General features: G+C 70.1%; 22 protein-coding genes. 10 read left to right on the top strand and 12 right to left on the bottom strand.

Annotation, left to right across the window (positions count from 1 at the left end):
- Nucleotides 1–23: 23 nt before the first annotated feature.
- Nucleotides 24–1,136, bottom strand: a complete 1,113-nt coding sequence (locus tag NS220_RS11745; RefSeq protein WP_058624233.1) for an alpha/beta hydrolase — start codon at nt 1,134–1,136, stop codon at nt 24–26.
- A gap of 126 nt (nt 1,137–1,262) precedes the next feature.
- Between NS220_RS11745 and proC the strand changes: the two genes are divergently transcribed.
- Nucleotides 1,263–2,108 carry a pyrroline-5-carboxylate reductase gene (gene proC, locus NS220_RS11740; RefSeq protein WP_058624232.1) on the top strand — a complete coding sequence of 282 codons (846 nt, stop codon included), beginning with the start codon at nt 1,263–1,265 and terminating at the stop codon, nt 2,106–2,108.
- 75 nt (nt 2,109–2,183) lie between these two features.
- Here the strand turns inward: proC and NS220_RS11735 are convergent, their stop codons facing one another.
- Together NS220_RS11735 and NS220_RS11730 are read right to left on the bottom strand one after the other, a co-directional pair.
- Nucleotides 2,184–2,855 (bottom strand): potassium channel family protein, encoded by a 672-nt coding sequence (locus NS220_RS11735; protein ID WP_013585403.1) that lies wholly within the window; start codon nt 2,853–2,855, stop codon nt 2,184–2,186.
- A complete protein-coding gene (locus tag NS220_RS11730) occupies nt 2,848–4,242 on the bottom strand; it encodes a TrkH family potassium uptake protein (protein ID WP_058624238.1) in 1,395 nt (464 codons plus the stop codon). The genes NS220_RS11735 and NS220_RS11730 overlap by 8 nt, the downstream gene beginning before the upstream one ends.
- A gap of 116 nt (nt 4,243–4,358) precedes the next feature.
- Here NS220_RS11730 and NS220_RS11725 point away from each other — a divergent pair, with 116 nt between their 5' ends.
- From NS220_RS11725 to NS220_RS11705, 6 genes are all read left to right on the top strand, one after another.
- Nucleotides 4,359–4,754 (top strand): ArsR/SmtB family transcription factor, encoded by a 396-nt coding sequence (locus NS220_RS11725; RefSeq protein WP_058624231.1) that lies wholly within the window; start codon nt 4,359–4,361, stop codon nt 4,752–4,754.
- 124 nt (nt 4,755–4,878) lie between these two features.
- The gene (locus NS220_RS11720) at nt 4,879–5,070 is read left to right on the top strand and encodes a helix-turn-helix domain-containing protein (RefSeq protein ID WP_013585406.1); all 192 of its coding nucleotides are present in this window, start codon (nt 4,879–4,881) and stop codon (nt 5,068–5,070) included.
- 82 nt (nt 5,071–5,152) lie between these two features.
- Complete coding sequence (locus NS220_RS19360) at nt 5,153–5,251, top strand: 30S ribosomal protein bS22 (protein WP_003792170.1); 99 nt, start codon at nt 5,153–5,155, stop codon at nt 5,249–5,251.
- Nucleotides 5,252–5,333: 82 nt separating this feature from the next.
- On the top strand, nt 5,334–5,627 hold the full coding sequence (locus tag NS220_RS11715; protein WP_058624230.1) for a rhodanese-like domain-containing protein: 294 nt from the start codon (nt 5,334–5,336) through the stop codon (nt 5,625–5,627).
- A gap of 30 nt (nt 5,628–5,657) precedes the next feature.
- On the top strand, nt 5,658–5,936 hold the full coding sequence (locus NS220_RS11710) for a glutaredoxin family protein (RefSeq protein ID WP_058624229.1): 279 nt from the start codon (nt 5,658–5,660) through the stop codon (nt 5,934–5,936).
- Nucleotides 5,933–6,235 (top strand): Dabb family protein, encoded by a 303-nt coding sequence (locus NS220_RS11705; RefSeq protein WP_013585409.1) that lies wholly within the window; start codon nt 5,933–5,935, stop codon nt 6,233–6,235. The genes NS220_RS11710 and NS220_RS11705 overlap by 4 nt, the downstream gene beginning before the upstream one ends.
- Nucleotides 6,236–6,283: 48 nt before the next feature.
- On the opposite strand, the gene NS220_RS11700 is transcribed toward NS220_RS11705, so the two are convergent.
- The 5 genes from NS220_RS11700 to NS220_RS11680 all read right to left on the bottom strand — a co-directional run bounded on the left by NS220_RS11700 (nt 6,284) and on the right by NS220_RS11680 (nt 11,877).
- On the bottom strand, nt 6,284–7,351 hold the full coding sequence (locus NS220_RS11700) for an ABC transporter ATP-binding protein (protein WP_058624228.1): 1,068 nt from the start codon (nt 7,349–7,351) through the stop codon (nt 6,284–6,286).
- Nucleotides 7,352–7,438: 87 nt separating this feature from the next.
- The gene (aspS, locus tag NS220_RS11695) at nt 7,439–8,776 is read right to left on the bottom strand and encodes an aspartate--tRNA(Asn) ligase (protein ID WP_058624237.1); all 1,338 of its coding nucleotides are present in this window, start codon (nt 8,774–8,776) and stop codon (nt 7,439–7,441) included.
- A gap of 40 nt (nt 8,777–8,816) precedes the next feature.
- Nucleotides 8,817–9,695 carry a carbohydrate ABC transporter permease gene (locus NS220_RS11690; protein WP_081323144.1) on the bottom strand — a complete coding sequence of 293 codons (879 nt, stop codon included), beginning with the start codon at nt 9,693–9,695 and terminating at the stop codon, nt 8,817–8,819.
- Nucleotides 9,692–10,642 (bottom strand): carbohydrate ABC transporter permease, encoded by a 951-nt coding sequence (locus NS220_RS11685; RefSeq protein ID WP_058624227.1) that lies wholly within the window; start codon nt 10,640–10,642, stop codon nt 9,692–9,694. Before NS220_RS11685 ends, NS220_RS11690 begins: the two co-directional genes overlap by 4 nt.
- Nucleotides 10,639–11,877: a sugar ABC transporter substrate-binding protein gene (locus tag NS220_RS11680; protein ID WP_058624226.1), complete on the bottom strand. Its 1,239-nt coding sequence runs from the start codon at nt 11,875–11,877 to the stop codon at nt 10,639–10,641. The genes NS220_RS11685 and NS220_RS11680 overlap by 4 nt, the downstream gene beginning before the upstream one ends.
- Before the next feature lie 206 nt (nt 11,878–12,083).
- On the opposite strand from NS220_RS11680, the gene NS220_RS11675 reads away from it, so the two are divergent.
- Complete coding sequence (locus NS220_RS11675; protein WP_058624225.1) at nt 12,084–13,094, top strand: nucleoside hydrolase; 1,011 nt, start codon at nt 12,084–12,086, stop codon at nt 13,092–13,094.
- A 78-nt stretch (nt 13,095–13,172) separates the two neighbouring features.
- Here NS220_RS11675 and NS220_RS11670 read toward each other — a convergent pair whose 3' ends face one another.
- The 4 genes from NS220_RS11670 to NS220_RS11655 are packed head-to-tail and all read right to left on the bottom strand — an operon-like array spanning nt 13,173 to nt 17,863.
- Nucleotides 13,173–14,540, bottom strand: coding sequence for an NtaA/DmoA family FMN-dependent monooxygenase (locus tag NS220_RS11670; RefSeq protein WP_058624224.1), 1,368 nt, complete (start codon nt 14,538–14,540; stop codon nt 13,173–13,175).
- Entirely contained in the window at nt 14,533–15,831 is a 1,299-nt protein-coding gene (locus NS220_RS11665; RefSeq protein WP_058624223.1) for an amidohydrolase family protein, read from the bottom strand. The genes NS220_RS11670 and NS220_RS11665 overlap by 8 nt, the downstream gene beginning before the upstream one ends.
- On the bottom strand, nt 15,828–17,087 hold the full coding sequence (locus tag NS220_RS11660) for an adenosylhomocysteinase (protein ID WP_058624222.1): 1,260 nt from the start codon (nt 17,085–17,087) through the stop codon (nt 15,828–15,830). The genes NS220_RS11665 and NS220_RS11660 overlap by 4 nt, the downstream gene beginning before the upstream one ends.
- Nucleotides 17,084–17,863: a hypothetical protein gene (locus tag NS220_RS11655; protein WP_058624221.1), complete on the bottom strand. Its 780-nt coding sequence runs from the start codon at nt 17,861–17,863 to the stop codon at nt 17,084–17,086. The genes NS220_RS11660 and NS220_RS11655 overlap by 4 nt, the downstream gene beginning before the upstream one ends.
- Before the next feature lie 119 nt (nt 17,864–17,982).
- Here NS220_RS11655 and NS220_RS19775 point away from each other — a divergent pair, with 119 nt between their 5' ends.
- Together NS220_RS19775 and NS220_RS11645 are read left to right on the top strand one after the other, a co-directional pair.
- Nucleotides 17,983–18,372: a DUF6264 family protein gene (locus tag NS220_RS19775; RefSeq protein WP_153004266.1), complete on the top strand. Its 390-nt coding sequence runs from the start codon at nt 17,983–17,985 to the stop codon at nt 18,370–18,372.
- A 107-nt stretch (nt 18,373–18,479) separates the two neighbouring features.
- Nucleotides 18,480–19,187, top strand: coding sequence for a DedA family protein (locus NS220_RS11645; RefSeq protein WP_081323140.1), 708 nt, complete (start codon nt 18,480–18,482; stop codon nt 19,185–19,187).
- Nucleotides 19,188–19,254: the final 67 nt, after the last annotated feature.

The following is a 19,254-nucleotide window of genomic DNA, read 5'->3' as shown; positions in this document are numbered from 1 at the left end:
GGGCGACGGGAGCGGGGTGGGCGTCAGTCGGCGGAACGCAGGATGATCGCCTCGGTGGGGGGCGCGGGATCCGCCGGGCGTCCGACGTACCCGATGTGGGTGAGCAGGGCCCGCCGGAACACCGCGGGACGCTCGAGGTGCGCCGCGTGACCGGCCCCCTCCACCGGCAGCTCGGTCACCTCGCCGCCCGCCTCGACGTATGCCGAGAGCACGTCGCGGGTCTGCGACACCATCGGCTGGGCGGGAGCGACGTCTTCGCCGGGCCAGTCCGGGATCACGCCGAGCGCACCGAGGTGGTTGAGGTCGTAGAAGGACGCGTCCGAGACGATGGCGTCCGCCGTTCCGTAGATCCACAGGATCGGAGGCTTCTCGGCGAGATCGACGATCCCCGAGACGTCGAAGTACTTCGGCGCCAAGGTGTTGAGGACGCCGCTCGTTCCCGGCGCGAAACCCGGCCAGTTCGGGCTCGCGGCCGCGTCGCCGGGGTAATTGCCGCCCGCGGTCGAGGTCGACAGCATCGACTCGACCCACACGTCTTCGTTCTCGCTCGTGTAGCCCGCGGCGACGTACCCCGACCGGAAGACCGAGCGCGGGGAGGTGGGGGCATCGTCGGTCGTGTCGCGGTCGGTCAGGCGCTGGACGAAGTCGGGGTTGGCCCCGCCTGCCCCCGTGCCGGCGTCGTCGTCGGTGAGCCGCGAGCCGTCGCGCCGCGTGCCGCCGAAGCCGAACGGCGAGACGGGGGACTGCAGCGTGAGCGAGAGAACGGGGTGATCGAGGGCGTACTGCAGCACGACGCCGCCGCCCAGGGACCATCCGACGAGGTGGGCGGAGGGGATGCCGAGGACCTCGAGGGTCGCGTGGATGTCGTCGCTGAAGTCGCGGACGCCGCGCGTGGCGTCCACCGGCATGTGCTCGGTGCCGCCGAAGCCGCGAAGGTCGATCGCGAGGACCCGCAGATCGCTCGGCAGGTCCTGCATGATCTCCTGCCAGAACAGTGACGAGGACACGTTCCCGTGCACGAAGACGACCGTGTGCTCGGGTGCCGTGGCCGGATCGTCGCCGACCCGTTCGAGCACGTTTACGCTCAGGCGATCGGTGTCGATGAGACGCGCGGTGATGCCGTCGAAGAGAGTCATGAGAGGGTCCTCCGTGTCGCTCGCGGGTGCCCCGGTACGCCCGCGATCCGACTCTAACGCGCGCCCCTTTCGGTCGCACTCAGGGTTGCCCCGCACGCGATCGGTGCGCTTCGTACACTGGGTGACATGACGGATGCCACGACCTCGCTGCCCCCGATCGCCATCCTCGGTGCCGGTTCCATGGGAGGAGCGATCCTGCGCGGACTCGTCGCGGCAGGCCTCACCGGCGGCGGTGTCACCGCCACGAACCGCTCGATCGCGAAGGCCGCCGAGCTCGCCGACCTCGAGGGCGTGACGAGCATCGCGCTGGAGGCGGCTCCCGACGGCAACACCGCGGCCGCGGCATCCGCGGAGATCGTCCTGATCGGGGTGAAGCCGGCCATGGTGCCCGACCTGCTCGACGAGATCGCGCCGCACCTGCGTCCGGGCGCCGTCGTGGTGAGCCTCGCCGCCGGAGTGACCCTCGATACGTTCGCGAAGCACCTCGGCGACGGCGTGGCGACCCTGCGCTCGATGCCGAACACCCCCTCCCTCGTGGGCAAGGGGGTCACCGGTCTCGCCGCCGGGGCCGCGGCATCCGCCGACGACGTCGCCGTGGTCCGCGCGCTGTTCGAGACGGTCGGCGTCGTGCTCGAGGTCCCCGAGGCGCAGATCGACGCGCTGTCGACGATCTCGGGCTCGGGCCCCGCCTATGTCTTCCTGCTCGTCGAGGAGTTCACGAAGGCCGCCGTGCGGATGGGGTTCGACGACGCGCAGGCCCGTCTGCTCGCGGAGGAGACTTTCACGGGGGCGACGGCGCTGATGGCGGCCTCCGACGTGGATCCGGCCGAGCTCCGCCGTCGGGTGACGAGCCCCAAGGGCACCACCGAACGGGCTGTCGCGGTGCTGCAGGACGCGCGTCTCGCAGACACCTTCACCTCGGCGGCCGAGGCCGCTCTCGCTCGCGCGAAAGAGCTGGCCGCCGGCAACTGACGTTCCACGAACGCCGTTCGCGCGCAGGAACGCGCGCAGTACGTGTTTCTGCGCGCGGAGAGCGAGGCCTGAGGGTCAGCGGTCGAGGGCGGCGAAGCGCTCGATGTCGGAGTTCGTGCCCGACACGATCACGAGGTCGTGGTTGGTCACGACCGTGTCGGCCTCCGCGTAGCGGAACGGCCGGCCCGGGCTCTTCACACCGACGACCGTCACGTTGTACTTCGTGCGCACGCCCGACTGGTTCAGGCCCACGCCGCGGATGAGCTTCGGCGGGTACATCTTCGCGAGGACGAAGTCGTCGTCGAACCGGATGAAGTCGAGCATGCGTCCGCTGACGAGGTGGGCGACGCGTTCGCCGGCCTCGGCTTCGGGGTAGATGACGTGGTTGGCGCCGACACGGGCGAGGATCTTGCCGTGCGACTGCGAGACGGCCTTGGCCCAGATCTGCGGGACCTTGAGGTCGACGAGGTTCGCGGTGATGAGCACGGATGCCTCGATGAGCGAGCCCACCGCGACGACCGCCACCTGGAAGTCCTGCGCGCCGATCTGTCGCAGTGCATCGATGTTGCGCGCGTCGGCCTGCACCGCGTGGGTCACGCGCTCGGACCATTTCTGCACGAGTTCGAGGTTGCCGTCGACGGCGAGGACCTCGCGATCGAGTCGGTCGAGTTCTCCGGCGCACGCGGCGCCGAATCGACCGAGACCGATCACCAGGACCGGGGCGTCACTGCGAATGCGTTCAACCAACGATGGGCCTTTCGACGGGCAGCGCGTACAGCTGCGATCGTGACGAGGCCGCGACCGCGGCGGCGAGTGTCACAGTACCAATGCGTCCCATGAACATGGTCGCGGCGAGGACGTAGACGGCCGGGTCGGGGAGCTCCGCGGTGAGACCGGTGGACAGTCCGACGGTGGCGAAGCCCGAGATCACGTCGAAGAGGACGTGCTCGATCGGCGCGTCGGTGATCCGGCTGATGGTCACCGTCGAGATCGCGACGATCGTCGCGCCCCACGCCACCACGGAGAGGGCGACGCGCTGCACGTCGCTGGGGATGCGTCGACCGAACGCCTGCACCGAGGGGCGCCCCTTCGCCTCGGAGAACACGGCGAGGGCGAGGACGGCGAGCGTCGTGACCTTGATGCCTCCGGCGGTGGATGCCGAGCCCCCGCCCACGAACATGAGCATCGACCCGACGATCAGGGTCGCCCCGTTGAGGTCGCCGATGTCGATGACCGAGAACCCGCCGGACCGGGTCATGGCGGACAGGAAGAACGCTTGGAACGTCGTGTCCCAGGCGTCCATGCTCCCGAAGGTCAGCGGGTTGTCGTATTCCAGCAGGAGAATGACGCCGGCTCCCGCGAAGAACAGGATCACCGTCGTGATGATCGTCAGCTTCGCGTGCAGCGACCACTGGCGGAACCGCCAGTAGTGCCGCCACAGTGTGAAGATGACGGGGAAGCCGATCGAGCCGAGGAAGACCCCGAGCATGAGCACCGTCAGAAGGAAGTAGTCCCGGGCGAACGGCGTCAGGCCGTCCGCATTCGGCACGAACCCTGTGTTGGTGAAGGCCATCGCCGCGTAGTAGGGCGCCTCCCACAGGGCGACCAGGGGGTCGATCCCGCCGACCACGAGCGAGGGGTAGATGAGCACGGTGAGACCGGCCTCGATCACAAGGGTCGACAGCGCGACCGTGCGCAGCAGCTGGCCGACCTCGCCGAGACGGACGGTCTGCCCCTCGTTGACGGGGCCACCGTGCGCGCGCAGGGGGTTGCTGTCGCCCGCGGCGATCAGCTTGGCCCGCAGACCCAGGCGCTTAGAGATCACCAGCCCCAGGATCGATGCGAGGGTCAGGACGCCGAGCGCTCCCACGTTGACACCGATGTACGTGATGACGTGGCCGAGCGGAGACCAGTGCGTATACATGTTGACCGTCGACAGGCCCGTGACGCAGATCGTCGAGACGGCGGTGAAGAGCGCGTCCGCGAATGGGGTGCGTTGACCCGTCGCCGACGCCTGCGGGAGGGAGAAGAGCGCCGTGAAGAGCAGGATGAGCGCGACGAACACCAGGACCGCGAATCGAGCGGGGGATGCCGTCGTCAGATTCCGCAGCCGGTCCCATGCCTCCGCCGCCATGCGTCGGGCGCGCACGGAGAGCCGCACCTCGCTCGGCGTCGCTGCCATGCGCCGCTCCCTTCGGTGCCCGAACCCGAATCATGGTACTCGGGCGAGGGCGCGGCTAACCTAATGCCATGGCGGACATCTTCGACGTGATCGCTGACGGAACGCGTCGCGACATCCTGCAGCTGCTCTTGGACCGAGCGACCGGAGGCGAGCGCGGAACGAGCGTGTCGCAGATCGTGTCGGCGCTGGGTGTGAGTCAGCCCACGGTCTCGAAGCACCTGAAGGTTCTGCGCGAAGCGCAGCTCGTCACGGTGCGGGAGGAAGGGCAGCACCGCTATTACAGCCTGGCCGTGGCTCCTCTCGACGAGGTCGACGACTGGCTGGTGCCGTTCTTCTCGGTGGATGCCGAGAACGAGCCCGCGCTTCCCGAATCGGCGATGCACTACGCCGAGGTCGTCGGCCGGGCCGCGGCATCCGTGAAGCACTCGGTCACGTCGGCGTTCCGCAAACTCCCCGGGCGCTGAGCAGCCTCGGGACGGTTTCCGACATCTTCGAATCACAGAGGCCACATAGGTTTACAGCCGTCGCACCCAGACCCTAGAGTGTGCAGCATCGAAGGGTGAGTTCACCCGGAACGAAGGGTGAACGATGGCAGAGCTTCCCGACATGCGCTTCCTCACGGTCGCGGAGGTCGCGGAGCTCATGCGCGTCTCGAAGATGACGGTCTACCGTCTCGTGCACGCCGGAGAGCTTCCCGCGGTGCGCTTCGGGCGCAGCTACCGGGTGCCCGAATCGGCGGTCGCCGAGGCCGTGCAACGTCCGGTGTCCGACGTCGGCTAGACTGATCCGAGGCTTTTTTCCAACGCCTGCTGTTCCCGGGGGCCGACATCGGCACCCAGACCCCGACTTAGTGAGGTTTTCCGTGGGTTCTGTCATCAAGAAGCGCCGTAAGCGCATGGCGAAGAAGAAGCACCGCAAGCTGCTTCGCAAGACTCGTCACCAGCGCCGCAACAAGAAGTAACGCGGCCACCACACCGAGCGCCTGTCCTCTTGCGACGGGCGCTTCGTGTATCCCGTCGCGCCGTCCACCCTCCGGAGGAAGCATGCAGTCCATCACCATCGCCGACCTGCGCGCCGGACGGGATCGTCCGCTCATCGACGTGCGCGAGGAGCACGAGTTCGCCGCGGGCCATGTCCCCGGTGCCGTCAACATCCCCATGTCGACCCTCGGCGACCACCTCGACGAGATTCCCGCGGAGCCGTTCGACGTCATCTGCCAGGCGGGCGGTCGCTCCGCGCGCGTGGTCGAGGCTCTCTCGGCACGCGGCCACGACGCCACGAACGTCGAGGGCGGCACGGGCGAGTGGATCGCCGCCGGTTACGACGTCGAGGTCTGATCTGTGCGCTCATCCTCATAGGATGAAGACGTGACGACCCTCACGCTGATCGGTAAGCCCGACTGTCATCTCTGCGAGGTCGCCGAGCAGATCGTCGAGACAGTCGTCTCCGAGCTTCCGCCCGAGGTGGCGGACCGCGTCACCATCGACCACGCCTCCATCGCGGACGACGCGGTGTTGTACGACAAGTGGTGGGAGAAGATCCCCGTCATCCTCGTGGATGGCGAACTGCACGCGCACTGGCGCGTGTCGGCCGACCGACTGCGCGCCACCCTCCTGGCTGCCGACACCGAAGGAGCCTCCGCGTGAGCATCCGACACATCGTCCTCTGGAAGCTGGCCGCCGACGACGCCGACACCCGCGCGCTGCACGCGGAGCAGATCGAGGAGCGCCTGCTGGCGTTGCGCGGTGTCATCGACGAGATCGAGCACCTCGAGATCGGGCGGAACGTCGCGTACCCGCAGGCCAACTGGGACGTGGCGCTCGTGAGCCAGTTCGCGGATGCCGAAGCCCTCGAGCGCTATCAGGTGCACCCCGCTCATCAGGAAGTCGTCGGCTTCGTGCGCTCCGTCGTGGCGGAGCGCGCCTGCGTCGATTACCCCGCCTGACCCCCGCCGCGTCCTCGCTCGGGAGCAGCCGTCCGCTGAACGCTCCGGTCAGCTGATCGGACGGATGGTCGCGGGAACGGTCGCGAGGGCCACCCGCACGTGGTCCCGAAGATCGAGCCGCTGTTCGGAAGGATGCTCCACGACGACCTGGACGTCGTCGGCGGTGCGAACGGTGGACCGCCGCGCGCTTCCGAGGAACGTCGTCGCCTCGACCACGGCATCCATCCCGGGCTCCTCGGACCCGACGATCATCACGCTCTCGGGGCGCACGACGACCTCGCAGTGACCGTCTGCGGCGGGGCGGGCGAGGGGGAGTTCCTGCCCCCACACCTCGACGATCGTGCCCTCGACGATCCCGGGGAGGGCGTTCACCGGTCCCAGCACCTCGGCCACCATCGCCTCATCCACGCGCGCGTAGAGCTCATCGGGAGACCCGTCGGCCACGACGCGGCCCTGGTCCATGACGATCAGCCGATCGGCGACGGCCGCTGCTTCCGCCGTGTCGCGGGTGAACCACAGGGTCGTCACCCGGCGGGCGCGCAGCTCTTGCACCACGCGGTCTCGCGTCTGCGCACGCGCCATCGTGGGCAGAGCTGCGAGGGGGTCGTCCAGGACGAGTGCCCCCGGCTGGGTCGCAAGGGCTCGAGCGAGCGCCCAGCGTTGCCGGTCACCGTGGGCGAGCCTGTGGACGAGTCTCTCCCGCGCACCGAGACCGACGACCTGAGTCAGCCGACCCGCCTCGGCGTCGGCATCCGGTCGTCCCGCGCGCCGCGCGGCGGCGGCGATCGAGGTGAGGACGCGGCCGAAACGCGCGACAGGGGTGCGGTCACGTACCTCGGGGACGCGAGGTGACGCGATCCCGGATCGACCGTCGACGGTGACGACGCCGGTGTCCGGTCGTTCGGCACCGGTCACCGCGCGCAGAAGCGTCGACGCTCCGCAGCCGGGAGGGCCGACGAAGGCGACGATGAGGCCCGGATCGATCTCGAGATCGATGTCGCACAGGACCGGCGTGCCCGCGCGAGCACGGTTCACACCCCGGAGCGAGATCGCCCAGCCGGCGCGCGCGGAGTCGCCGCTCGAGGGCGACGGGTCCACGGAGTCTACGGCGATCATGGACCCACGCTAGGAGCGTGTCATGACGTGACGACGCCCGGGGAGTGAACCCCGGGCGTCGGTCGCTCGAACCCTGAACGTCGACTCTCAGGGGGCGAGGCGGGTCGGGCCGCGGAAGAGGTAGGTGACCTCGCGGATCGACGATTCGCCGAGCAGCAGCATCAGCACGCGGGCGAGGCCCATGCCGAAGCCGCCGTGCGGCGGGGCGCCGAAGCGGAAGAAGTCGAGGTAGAAGTCGAGGTGCTCGGGGTCGAGACCCTTCTCCTTCGCCTGCTCGATCAGCACGTCGACGCGGTGCTCGCGCTGCGCGCCGGTCGTGATCTCGACACCGTTGAAGAGCAGGTCGTACGACTTGGTCAGCCCGGTCTCCTCATCGCGCATGTGGTAGAAAGCGCGGATCTCGGGGTGGTAGTCGGTGATGAAGACGAACTGGTGACCGAACGTCTCGGCGACGTGGGCCGCGATCTGGCGTTCGCCTTCGGGGTCGAGGTCGCCGTCGGTGCGGGGGATCTCGTAGCCGCGCGCGGCGACGATCTCGCGCGCCTCGGCGAGCGGGATGCGCGGGAAGGGCAGGGTCGGCACCTGCACCTCGATGCCGAACAGCTCCTGGATCTCGGCACCGTGCTTGTCGGCGACGGCCTGGAACGCGGTCTGCAGCAGTTCCTCCTGCATGCGCGCGACGTCTTCGTGCGAGTCGATCCAGCTGATCTCGGCGTCGATCGAGGTGAACTCGGTCGCGTGCCGGCTCGTGAACGACGGGTCGGCGCGGAACGCCGGGGCGATCTCGAAGATCTTGCCGAAGCCGGCGACCTGGGCCATCTGCTTGAAGAACTGCGGGCTCTGCGCGAGGTACGCCGTCTTGTCTTCGAAGTACGGCACCTCGAACAGCTCGGCGTTCGACTCCGAGGGGGATGCCATCAGCTTGGGGGAGTGCACCTCGATGTAGTCGCGCTCGACCCAGTACGTGCGCATGGCGTGCTCGAGCGTGGTCTGCACGCGGAAGATGAGGTTGTTGCGGCGCTGGCGGAGGTCGATGAAGCGCCAGTCCATGCGCTTGTCGGGGCTGCTGTCGGCGGCGATGGGCGTCTCGGGGTTGGCCGCGGCGGCGATCGCGAGCTCGCCGACCTTGATCTCGACCCCGCCGAGCTTCACGCGCTCGTCGTGCTTGAGTTCGCCGCGCACGGTGAGGAATGTGCCCGTCGCGAGGGCGCCGATCGTCTCGGTGAGCGCGAGGGCGGCGGCATCCTGCTCCGTCTCTTCGGAGGGGCGGGTCGCCGGGTTCACGAGCTGAACGGCGCCGGTCTCGTCGCGGAGGACGACGAACTGCACCTTCTTCTGATCGCGCACGGTTTCGACCCATCCCGACACCTCGACGGGGCCGGCGGGGAGGGATTTCAGCTGGTTGACCAGGACGCGTTCGCTCACGATCGACCAGTCTACGTGCGGGATCCCGGCCGTCGTGCGGTCAGCGACCGGCACCGGCCGACAGACCCGCCTTGACGTGTCGCTGCGCGGCGAGGATGACCACGAGGGCCGGGACGCTCGCGATGAGCGAGGCGGCCATGGTCGCCGCCCACGTGTTCAGGTTGGAGCTGCTCAGGGCGTAGATCAGCACAGAGACGGGGTACATCTCGTTGCGGTTGACCAGGGTCAGGCCGAAGAGGAGGTCTCCCCAGCTGAAGAGGAACGCGAAGACCCCGGCGGTCACGATGGCGTTGCGCGAGAGGGGGATGACGATCCGCCAGAGCGTACCGATCGGTCCGAGCCCGTCGACGGTCGACGCTTCGATGACCTCGGTGTCGAGGCGGAGCATGAACGCCCGCATGACGATGATCGCGAACGGGACACCGGCGGTGGAGTTGGCGAGGATGAGGCCGAGGAAGGTGTTCAGCAGGCCCCACGAGTTGAACATCGCATAGAACGAGGTCGCGAGCACGACGCTCGGGACCATCTGCGCGAGCAGCAGGAGGATGAGCGCCAGGCTCACCGCGCGCGAGCGCAGGCGGCTGAGCGCGTACGCCGCGGGGACCGCGACGACGAGGGTGACCAGGACGGAACCCAGGGACACGAGCACCGACACCCGCAGGCCGCCGAGGCCGGCGTCGTCGAGGGCGGTCTCGTATCCGCCGAGCCCGGGCGAGGTCGGGAACCACGCGGTGTCGGCGGAGTTCGCCGACGGTTGGAACGACGCCGAGACCATCCAGTAGACGGGGAAGAGGTAGACCGCCAGCACGATCACCGTGACGAGGGTCCACCCCCAACCGCGACGACGGCGCCGGGGCTCCGGGGGAGCCGTCTGGGCGATCGGCGCTGCGGCGACGGGGGTGGACTGCAGGGTGGTCATCGTTCGGCACGCTCCCTGCGCATCGACAGGACGGTGTAGACGATCGCGAACACGATGCTGATGCCGAGCAGCAGCATTCCGTACGCCCCGCCGAGGCCGAACTCGAACTGCTGGAACGCCTGCCGGTACGACAGCAGCCCCAGGGTGACGGTGCTGTTGGCGGGACCGCCCGCGGTGAGCACGAGCACGAGATCCACGATCAGCAGCGTGTACACGACGCTCATGACCACGAGGACCGAGACGACCGGCCAGATCGTCGGCAGGACGATCGCCGTGAGACGACGCCAGGACCCGGCCCCGTCCAACTGCGCCGCCTCGAGCTGTTCCGCGGGAACCTGCTTGAGAGCTGCGCCGAGGATCGTGGCCCAGTACGGCAGGCTCGCCCACACGGCGACGACGATGACGGCGGGAAGAGCCGTCGCCGGGTTGGCGAGCCACGCTTCGGCCGGAAGGCGCAGGGCCCTCAACACCTCGTTGAGGGGGCCTTCTCCGGCCAGAAGCGACTTCCAGACCGTGGCGACGACGACGGCCGGGAGCAACCACGGCAGCAGGATGAGCGTGGGCAGCCAGCGGTTCCCCGGGAACCGCCGTGAGAACAGCAGGGCCAGAGCGAGGCCGAGGACGAGCTCCACCACGACGGAGACGACCGTGATCACGACCGTGTTGACGAGGGCGCGGGTCGTGACGGGCTCGGCCAGGATCGCCTCGAAGTTCGCGGTGCCGACGAAGGGCGCCCGTCCGGTGATGAAGGTGCCGGTGCGGAACTCCGTCGTGCTCATGAAGATCCCGTACCCCAGGGGGAACAGGAAGAAGAGGAGGAAGAACACCGACGCCGGTACGAGGAATCCCGCCAGCTCGGCGCGCGTGCGGCCCGCCAGAGACAGCCGGGGCCGGCCGGGGGACGATTTCCCCGGCCGGCCGGCCGTTCTCGCATCGGTGGCGGTCACTGACCGGCGACCTGCTTCAGCGCGGATTCCGCGGTCTCCCCGCCCACCGTCGCGGATTGGATCGCATCCACGTACTTCTGCTGGAGGGTGTTCCACTCCGTGCCCAGCTGGGCCGTGTTGTACGCGCCGTCGACGGCATCCACGAACGGGGCGGCCGCGGGCACCTGCTCGACGAAGGTGGCCTGGGCGCTGGTGAGGGCCGGGATGTATCCGCCCTTCGTCGCGGTGTCGATCTGGTTGGCCTCGGAGGCGCGGCACTTCACCAGGGCGGCGGCGGCCGCTTCCTTCTGCTGGTCGGCGTTGGCGCCCACGCCGTAGACGTACCCGAGGAGGTTGGCGCGGGGCGACTCGCCGGCCTTCGCGGTGGGGAAGGGGAAGGTGCCGTACTCGAAGGGGATCGAGGTGTCGACGAGGTTCCACGGTCCGGAGACCGTCATGGCGGCGGCGCCCGAGGTCCACTGGTCGATCGACTTCCAGCCCTGGTTGACGAACTCGGGCGACAGGGAGCCGTTCGCGACGAGCTTCTTGTAGAGGTCGACGCTGTCGACCGCGCCCTGACTGGTCGGGTCGGCGGGGTCGCCACCCGCCGAGAGCAGGAACGGGAGGAAGTACGTCGCCGTCGAGCCGTCGCCGCCGATCCCGGGCAGGATGATGCCCTTCTGGTTCGCGGTGGTGAGCGAACCGGCGAGCTTCACGAGGTCGTCGAAGGTCTTCGGTGCCGTCTCGGGCACGCCCGCGGCGGCGAAGGCGGCCTTGTTGTAGAAGATCGCGTAGTCCTCGACCTGCACCGGCAGGCCGTACAGGGTGCCGTCGTAGTCGCCGAGGCCCGCGACGCTCTCGGCGAGGCCGTCGGTGGAGACGTCGTACTGCCCGAGGTCGGCGAGCACGCCCTGCGAGGCGAGCTGCGGGAGCTGGGTGTCGGTGGAGAGCAGGGCGACATCGGGAAGCGCCTTCGCACCGGCCGCCTGCAGCAGCTTGGTCGTGTAGTCGCCCGACTGCGTCTGGACGTCGACCGTGATGCCGAGCTGCGAGGCGCAGTCCTCGAAGTACTGCTTCTGCAGGCCCTGGTACGGCTCGAAGTCGATGCTGTTCCACACCGTGAGCGACACGCCCTGGAAGCCGTCCGTCTGCGCCGGGGCCGACTGCCCGCCTGCGCACCCCGCCAGCGTCAGCGCGCCCACGAGTCCGAGCGAGGGGAGAGCGAGGCGGCGCAGCCGCGACGAGGAGAGAGCCATAGGTGGTCCGTTTCCCGACCGGCTCGCCATCGCCGATCGCTGAGTGCTGTGTGGGGGAGCGGGTCGGGAGCCCGCGACGATGATCACTCTGCTGCCTCCACATGACGAACAGGGAACAAGAACGTCACGCGGTGTAACACCTGCCCCCGCGAGCGCGCGCGGGCAGGCAGGCTGAGAGCATCCCCATCTCTGCACCAGGAGCGCTCATGGCATCCCTTCCCGTCCCTCCCGTCGACGCGCCCCGGGCCCGTCAGCGCGTGCTCGTCGACACCGACACCGGTCTCGACGACGCCCACTCGCTCATGTACCTGCTCGCGCAGCCCGACGTCGAGATCGAGGCGATCACCACGATCTACGGCAACACCCCCGTAGAGGACTCCGCGCGCAACGTCCGCACCGTCCTCCGGCTCGCCGGGCGCGAGGACATCCCCGTCCACCTCGGTGAGGCCGCCCCCATCGAGGGCGAAGCCTCGATCGCCGACTTCGTGCACGGTACGGACGGTCTCGGTGACCGCTTCGAGAGGGCCGAGCTGCGTGTCGAGGACGAGAGCGCGGTGGATGCCATCGTCCGCATCGCCGCGGAGAACCCGGGCGAGGTCGACCTCCACCCCCTCGGTCCGCTCACGAACATCGCTCGGGCGCTCGAACGCGACCCGGACCTGTTCTTGAAGTACCGATCGATCGTGATCATGGGCGGGGCGGGTCCCTACCCGGCGCCGGGTGGGGCGACGCTCACGGATGCCAACACGGCCAATGACCGGCGGGCGGCCGAGATCGTCTTCGGCGCACGAAACAACGGCAACGTCGTGATGGTGGGCGTGAACGTGACGGCCCAGGCGATCCTCGATGAGCACGTGCTCTCCGTGCTGCGGGGGATCGGCACCCCGTGGGCGACCTTCGCCGGTGAGGTGCTCGACGCCTACAACGACTTCTATCAGCACAAGTGGGGTCGTCGGATCTCCTCGGCGCACGACGGCCTGGCCACGGTCGTGCTGCACCGCCCCGAGATTGTCACCGGCTGGATCGAGGGACCGGTGGACTACACCCCGTACGCCGACTCGCTCGCGACCCGGATCGCCCTGACGAGCGACGGCCTTCCGCTGGTCTGGGGGACCCCCGACGGGCCGTCGGTCCGCGCCGTCACCTCGTTCGACAAGACGGAGTTCCTCCGCCGCTTCGTGCAGGCTCTCTCGACGGGTCCGGCCTCGCGCGGCTGAACGGGGTTCGCCCCCCTCGCCTCACGCCGCCCCGCGCGCGGCGGGGGTCGGGGCATCCGGCTCGCGCGATCGCTCGCCTCAGCGCGGGAGCGCGCGGGCCGGGTGGTCGTCTCCGAGACGGTCGCGCCGGTCGGTGCGCAGGCGCGAGCGGAACGTGCCGTCCTTCGGGAACCTGCCGTACAGACCGCGCTCGGTGAGGGCCGGGACGAGAAGCTCGGCGAAGTCCTCGACGGAGGCGGGTGAGAGGAACGGGTGCAGCAGGAAGCCGTCGACGCCCGACTCCTCGACGAAGGAGCCGATCGCGTCGGCGACGCGATCGGGCGTCCCGAGGAAGCGGTCGTCCGCGAAGGCGGTGACCTTCGCGAACTGCCGACGCACGTCGCCCGCGGTGAGCGTCGGCGCATCGGGCCGGGTCTCCTTCGTCTGCGTGGCGTTCGTCGCACGCTTGACCAGGGGCTCGTCGTCCGCGTACTGCGAGAAATCGATGCCGCCCCACCCGGCGTAGGCCGCGAGCTGCGCCTCCGGGGAGTAGTGCTGCTGGAGCGAGTCGATCTTCTCCTGCACGGCGATGTCGGTCGGGGCCACCACGAGGTTCATGCCCACGACGGCACGGATCTGCGCGGCATCCCGGCCCAGCTCCTCGGCGCGGCGGCGGATGCCGGCGAGCCCCTCGCGGACAGCGACAGGGTCGCTGTCGCCCACGAAGATCAGCTCGGCGTGACGGGCGGCGAACTCGCGTCCTCGCGGCGACCACCCCGCCTGGATGATGACGGGCGTGCGCTGCGGGGACGGGGTGCTCAGGTGCGGGCCGGCGACCCGGAAGTGCTCGCCCTCATGGTCGATGCGGTGCACCTTGGCGGGGTCGGCGAACAGGCCCGAAGCCTTGTCGCCGACGAACGCGTCGTCTTCCCAGCTGCGCTCCCACAGCGCGTAGGCGACCTCGAGGAACTCGTCGGCCCGGTCGTAGCGCTGGTCGTGCGCGAGCACGTCGAGACCGAAGTTGGCGGCGGCCCCGGGCAGGTACGACGTGACGACGTTCCAGCCGATGCGCCCGTCAGTGAGGTGGTCGAGGGTCGAGAACCGGCGCGCGTGCGCGAAAGGGTGCTCGTACGTCGTCGACACCGTCGTGCCGAAGGCGAGGTTCTCGGTGACGGCGGCGAGCGCGGGGATGTGCAGCATCGGGTCGAGGGCGGGCAGTTCGACGCCCGTTGCGATCGCTGTCGCGGCCGACCCGCGGTACGTGTCGTACATCCCCAGGACGTCGCCGAAGAAGAAGAGGTCCATGCCCGCGGCCTCGACACGGCGGGCCTGGTCCGTCCAGTAGCGCAGGGAGGTCGCCGACAGGCGGTCGTCGGCGGGGTGGGTCCACATGCTGGCCGCGGACGAGCCGTTGCCGACGCACGCCTGCTCGTAGAGGCCGAACAGCAGCGGGCGAGGGTCAGACATTCGCGGTCATCCGTTCTTCTCGGGCGGGGGTGCGCCAGCGGAGGTGTCCGCCGACGACGGTGAGGGATGCCTCGGCGGGGCCGTTCTCGACGAGTTCCGCGAGCGCGTCCTCGGGAGTGGTGGCCGACACGGGGAAGACCGCGAGGTCGGCGCGGGCACCGACCTGCAGGATGCCGGTCGGGTCGACGGCATCCAGTCCCAGCGCGTGCGCCCCGCCGGCGGTGGCGGCGTGGAAGAGGCGGGCGTGCAGGTCCGGGGCGGCGTAGCCCTGTTCCCGAGCGAGCCGGTGAAGGGCGGCGACGTCGTGCCAGATGGACAGGCTGGGCGAGGAGGACAGGGAGTCGGTGCCCACCGCGATCGCGTTGCCCTCGCGGAGGTAGGCCGCGATCGGCGGCGGGTCCAGACCGATGACCGCATTCGAACGGGGGCAGAGGGCGACGCTGACCCCGCGGTCGCGGAGCAGTCGGCGGTCGTCGGTGTCGACGTAGATGCCGTGCGCGAGGTGGGTCGTGGGCGTGAGGGCGCCGAGGGAATCGAGGTAGGGGATGACTCCCGTGCCGACACCGTTCCCGCTCAGCAGAGCGAACTCGCCGCGGCCGTTGGCGCGCCAGCGCTCGGCCAGATCGCCGGTACCGGTGCGGACGTAGGCGTCCTCCCACGCGGACTCGGCCGCGTGGATGTGCTGACGCACGCCCCACTCCGCCGCCAGCCGGGACAGCTCGCGGATGACCTCGGTGTCGAGCGAGTAGATCGCATGGGGCGACAGGCCCACCGTCGGGGGAGTGGGCAGGGCGCCCAGCTGCGCGCGGACGGTCTCGGGCCCGCCGAGTCGCCAGGCGCTCTCGGTCCACCCGAGCACCTCCCAGAAGGCGATGCCGTGCAATCCCGACTCGTGCACGGCGCTCCCGGCCTCGGCGTCGGTGACGATCTCGGCGACGGCGGTCGTTCCCGCGCGCAGGCACAGGGCCGCTCCCGCGGCCGCGGACGCGCTCCAGTCGCGCGGGAGGGGGTAGAGCTCCATGAACGCCCCCATCCACGACTCGAAACCGTCGTGCGCGGCACGTCCCACCGCGGCCATGTCGGTGTACTGCAGGTGGGTGTGCGCGTTCACGAGCCCGGGCGTCAGAGCCCCGTCCTCTTCGTGCACCGCGGCGTCGGGGAACTCGCTGATGACGTCGTCGAAGCGGCCGACCGCCGCGATGCGCCCGTCGCGCACGGCGACGGCCCCGTCGACGAGAGGGGGAGTCCCGGGGGAGAGGACGGCACGGGCGCGGTGGACGGTGACGGTCATTCGTCGCCGTCCTCGGCGGAGATCCAAGACGCGAGGAAGTCCCGCTGGGCGGTCGAGACGGTGTCGACCGTTCCCCCGAACGACGCGAGCGCGATCGCCGCGACCTCGTCGTCGGCGGCCCGCGGCAGCTCGTGTACCGCGGCGTCGAGGCCGGGAGCGGTGAGCAGGTACTCGACCGAGGCCAGCTGCACCCCGAAGGACAGGTCCATGATCTGCACGGGGTTGCCCTCGGCCGCACTGACGTTGAGGCAGTTGCCGTCGTCGAGCACGTGCACGAGGGAACCGCTCGGCATCCGGATCGTCGACACCGCCCCGTCGCGCGCGATCTCGGTCGCGCCGGCGGCGCGGGCGGCATCCAGGGCGATCTCCTGGGACACCCCGCCGCCCACGGCCACGATCGCTCCGGTGGGCAGAGCGTCGAGGTGGCCGACGTCGATGGTGTGCCGGATGCCGGTGGCCGAGATCACGACGTCGGCTTCGGCGACGGCCTGGGCCAGGGTGCGCACCGCGAAACCGGCGAAAGCCGCTTGCAGTGCCGCCACGGGATCAGTCTCGGTCACGATCACGCATGCGCCCAGGGCCGCGGCGTGCTCGGCGATACCGGAGCCGACGCGACCGTAGCCGACCACGACGACCGTCGCGCCCCGGAGAGAGCGGTCCGCGACATCGGCGACGGCGAACACGACCGACTGGCCGGTGCCGTGTCGGTTGTCGAACAGGGACTTCGACCGCGCGTCGTTCGCGGCGACCACCGGGATGCGCAGAGCCCCCTCGGCGTGCATGCGTCGGAGCGGGCGTACGCCGCTCGTCGTCTGCTCGGTCGCTCCGCGCATCTGCGCGACGACGTCGGGACGCTCGAGGTGGACCAGCCGGATCGTCGAGGCGCCGTCGTCGACGATCACCTCGGGGCGGTGATCGAGCAGCGCGAGGGCATTCTCGCGGTCCTCCGACCGGCGGGCATCCGCCCGCGCGTAGACCGGCAGCCCCGCGTGCGCGAGTGCGGCGGCCACCTCGTCGTCGGTGTTGCGACCCGCGGACGTGACCGTGACGTCGGCACCCGCCTCGGCGAGGGCGAGGGCCACCGTCGCGGTCTTCGGCTCGAGCACGTCCGAGACCCCGATCCGTACGCCGGCGACGGTCCCGGCCTCGCGCAGGCGGGCGGAGAGCGCGACGGTCACGGGCATGTGCGCGCGCGCCCAGTCGATGCGGTCCTGGCCCGCGCGCCACAGCGACGGGTCGGCGATGCGTCCGGTCACGGGGTCACCTCCCGAGCGAAGCGGTCGTCGTCGCCGGCGGCGTGCCGGTCGAGCAGGAGCAGGGCGATGAGCGCGTCGAGGAGGCGCCACTGCGTCGACGACGCGGGCACGTCAGCCTCCGGAAGAGGGGACGGCATCTCGACGAGGGAGGCCGCTCCCACCCGACCCACGAAGGGGCGCGGCGAGGGCGAGGTGCGCAGCCCCGCGGTCGGGGCTCCGCCGGGGGAGGCGTCGGCGACGAGGCCCTCGAGCGTGTCGACGGGGAGGACGCCGTGTCCCTCGCCGGTCAGCACCGTGAGGTGCACGGGGGTGTCGCGGGAGCCGAGCTCGCTCAGCGGCTGTACGCGGAATCCGTCCAGGCGCGCGGCGAGGGCCGTCACCGGTGCGTCGGTCGCACGGATCACGGCAGCTCCCAGCGTGCGCAGCGACGTCGAGAGCGCCTCCGCCAGCGACCCGTCGCCGACGACGGCCACGGTCGTGCCCGCGAGCGTGAGATTCGTCCGCGCCGAGACCGCACGCAGCACCTGCTCGGCGCGCAGCCGCGAGGACAGGATGCCGAAGGCCGGGGAAGCGAACGGATCGACACCGTCCGGGTCGTGGGCGAGATCGAAGCCGCCGACGTCGCGGAGCGGCTCGCGCAGCGCGGGCGGAAGGGGAGGCAGGGCACCGCCGTACGACAGGGTCTCGAGCGCACTGCGCCACTCCCGGTGGAGGCGGAGGGAAACGGGGAGCAGCGCGTCGATCCCGTCGGGCGTGAAGGACCGGAAGGACGACACGTGTCGACGGTACGGGGCACGGGCCCCCGATCGCCACTTCGTGACGGCGCGTGGCGTGCCGCGTGCGGGTGACGTCCGCGGTGCACGGGGCGGGCGGTGGCATCCATAGGATGTCGGGCGTGACCTATTCGATGCCTCCGGAGTCTTTCCGGACGCTCCGGCCCGAGCCTGTGCGCCAACCCGCGCGCACGTGGGACGTCGTGCTGACGATCGTCTTCCTCGTGCTCTCGCCGTTGGCCACGCTCGCCGCCTCGTACGCGGGGCTGTTCCTCGCCTTCGCCGCGGACGCCTGCGGATCGCAGAACTGCAACACCGACCTCATGAACCTCGGCCTCTGGTCGGCGGTCATCGCCCCCTGGGTCGTCTTCCTGATCGCCGTCGTCGTCGCGATCGTCCTGCTGGTCAAGCGGCGCCTGGCCTTCTGGGTGCCGCTGGCGGGAATGGCGCTCATGACGGCGCTGTGGTTCGTCTCCGCGGCGATCGTGAGCCTCGGGGTCTCGGCATCCTGAACCCGAGAACGCGCTCGGGGGCAACCCCCAGGATTCGCCTCTGACCGGGCCGTAGCCTGGAACGGGCGCCCGGACGGGCGGCCGATCACCGAGCGCGAAGGCACCCGATGACCGACATGGCCCTCTCCGTCGCAACCGCTGCGTCCCCCTCCTCGGAGGAGGGGCAGTCCTGGCTGTCCTCGCTCGCCGACTGGACCGTCTCGCTCATGGAGGTCATCGGACCCGTGGGTGCGGGTGTCGCCATCGCCCTCGAGAACCTCTTCCCCCCTCTGCCGAGCGAGGTCGTGCTGCCCATGGCCGGACTGACCGCCAGCCGCGGCTCGTTCACGCTCTTCGAAGCGCTGCTGTGGACCACGATCGGCTCCGTGGTCGGTGCGTTCATGCTGTACGGTCTCGGCCGCTGGCTCGGGGCCGCTCGCCTGCGCAGCTTCGCCGAGAAGATGCCCCTGCTGCATCCCGAAGACGTCGATCGCACGGTCGCGTGGTTCGAGCGCCACGGTGGCAAAGCGGTGTTCTTCGGGCGCATGATCCCGATCTTCCGCAGTCTCATCTCGATTCCCGCGGGGGTGTCGAAGATGCCGATGTGGCGCTTCGGTCTGCTCACGGGTGCGGGGAGCCTCATCTGGAACACGATCTTCGTGCTCTCGGGCTACCTGCTCGGGGAGAACTGGCACATCGTCGAGGAATACGCCTCGATCCTGCAGTACGTCGTGATCGCGGCGGTCGCGATCGGGGTCGCCTGGTTCCTGTACAGCCGCGTCCGGTCGCTGCTGGCCTCGCGTCGCGACACCGCCGACGCGGGCCGCGACGCCTGAGTTCCGGCATCCGTCCGCCGGTATCTCCACGTCGAAACAACAGAGCCGCTCGCTCAGTCAGACCACA

Source organism: Microbacterium testaceum (genome assembly GCF_001476655.1).
Lineage (GTDB): Bacteria > Actinomycetota > Actinomycetes > Actinomycetales > Microbacteriaceae > Microbacterium > Microbacterium testaceum_C.
This window is presented reverse-complemented; position numbering and strand designations above follow the sequence as displayed.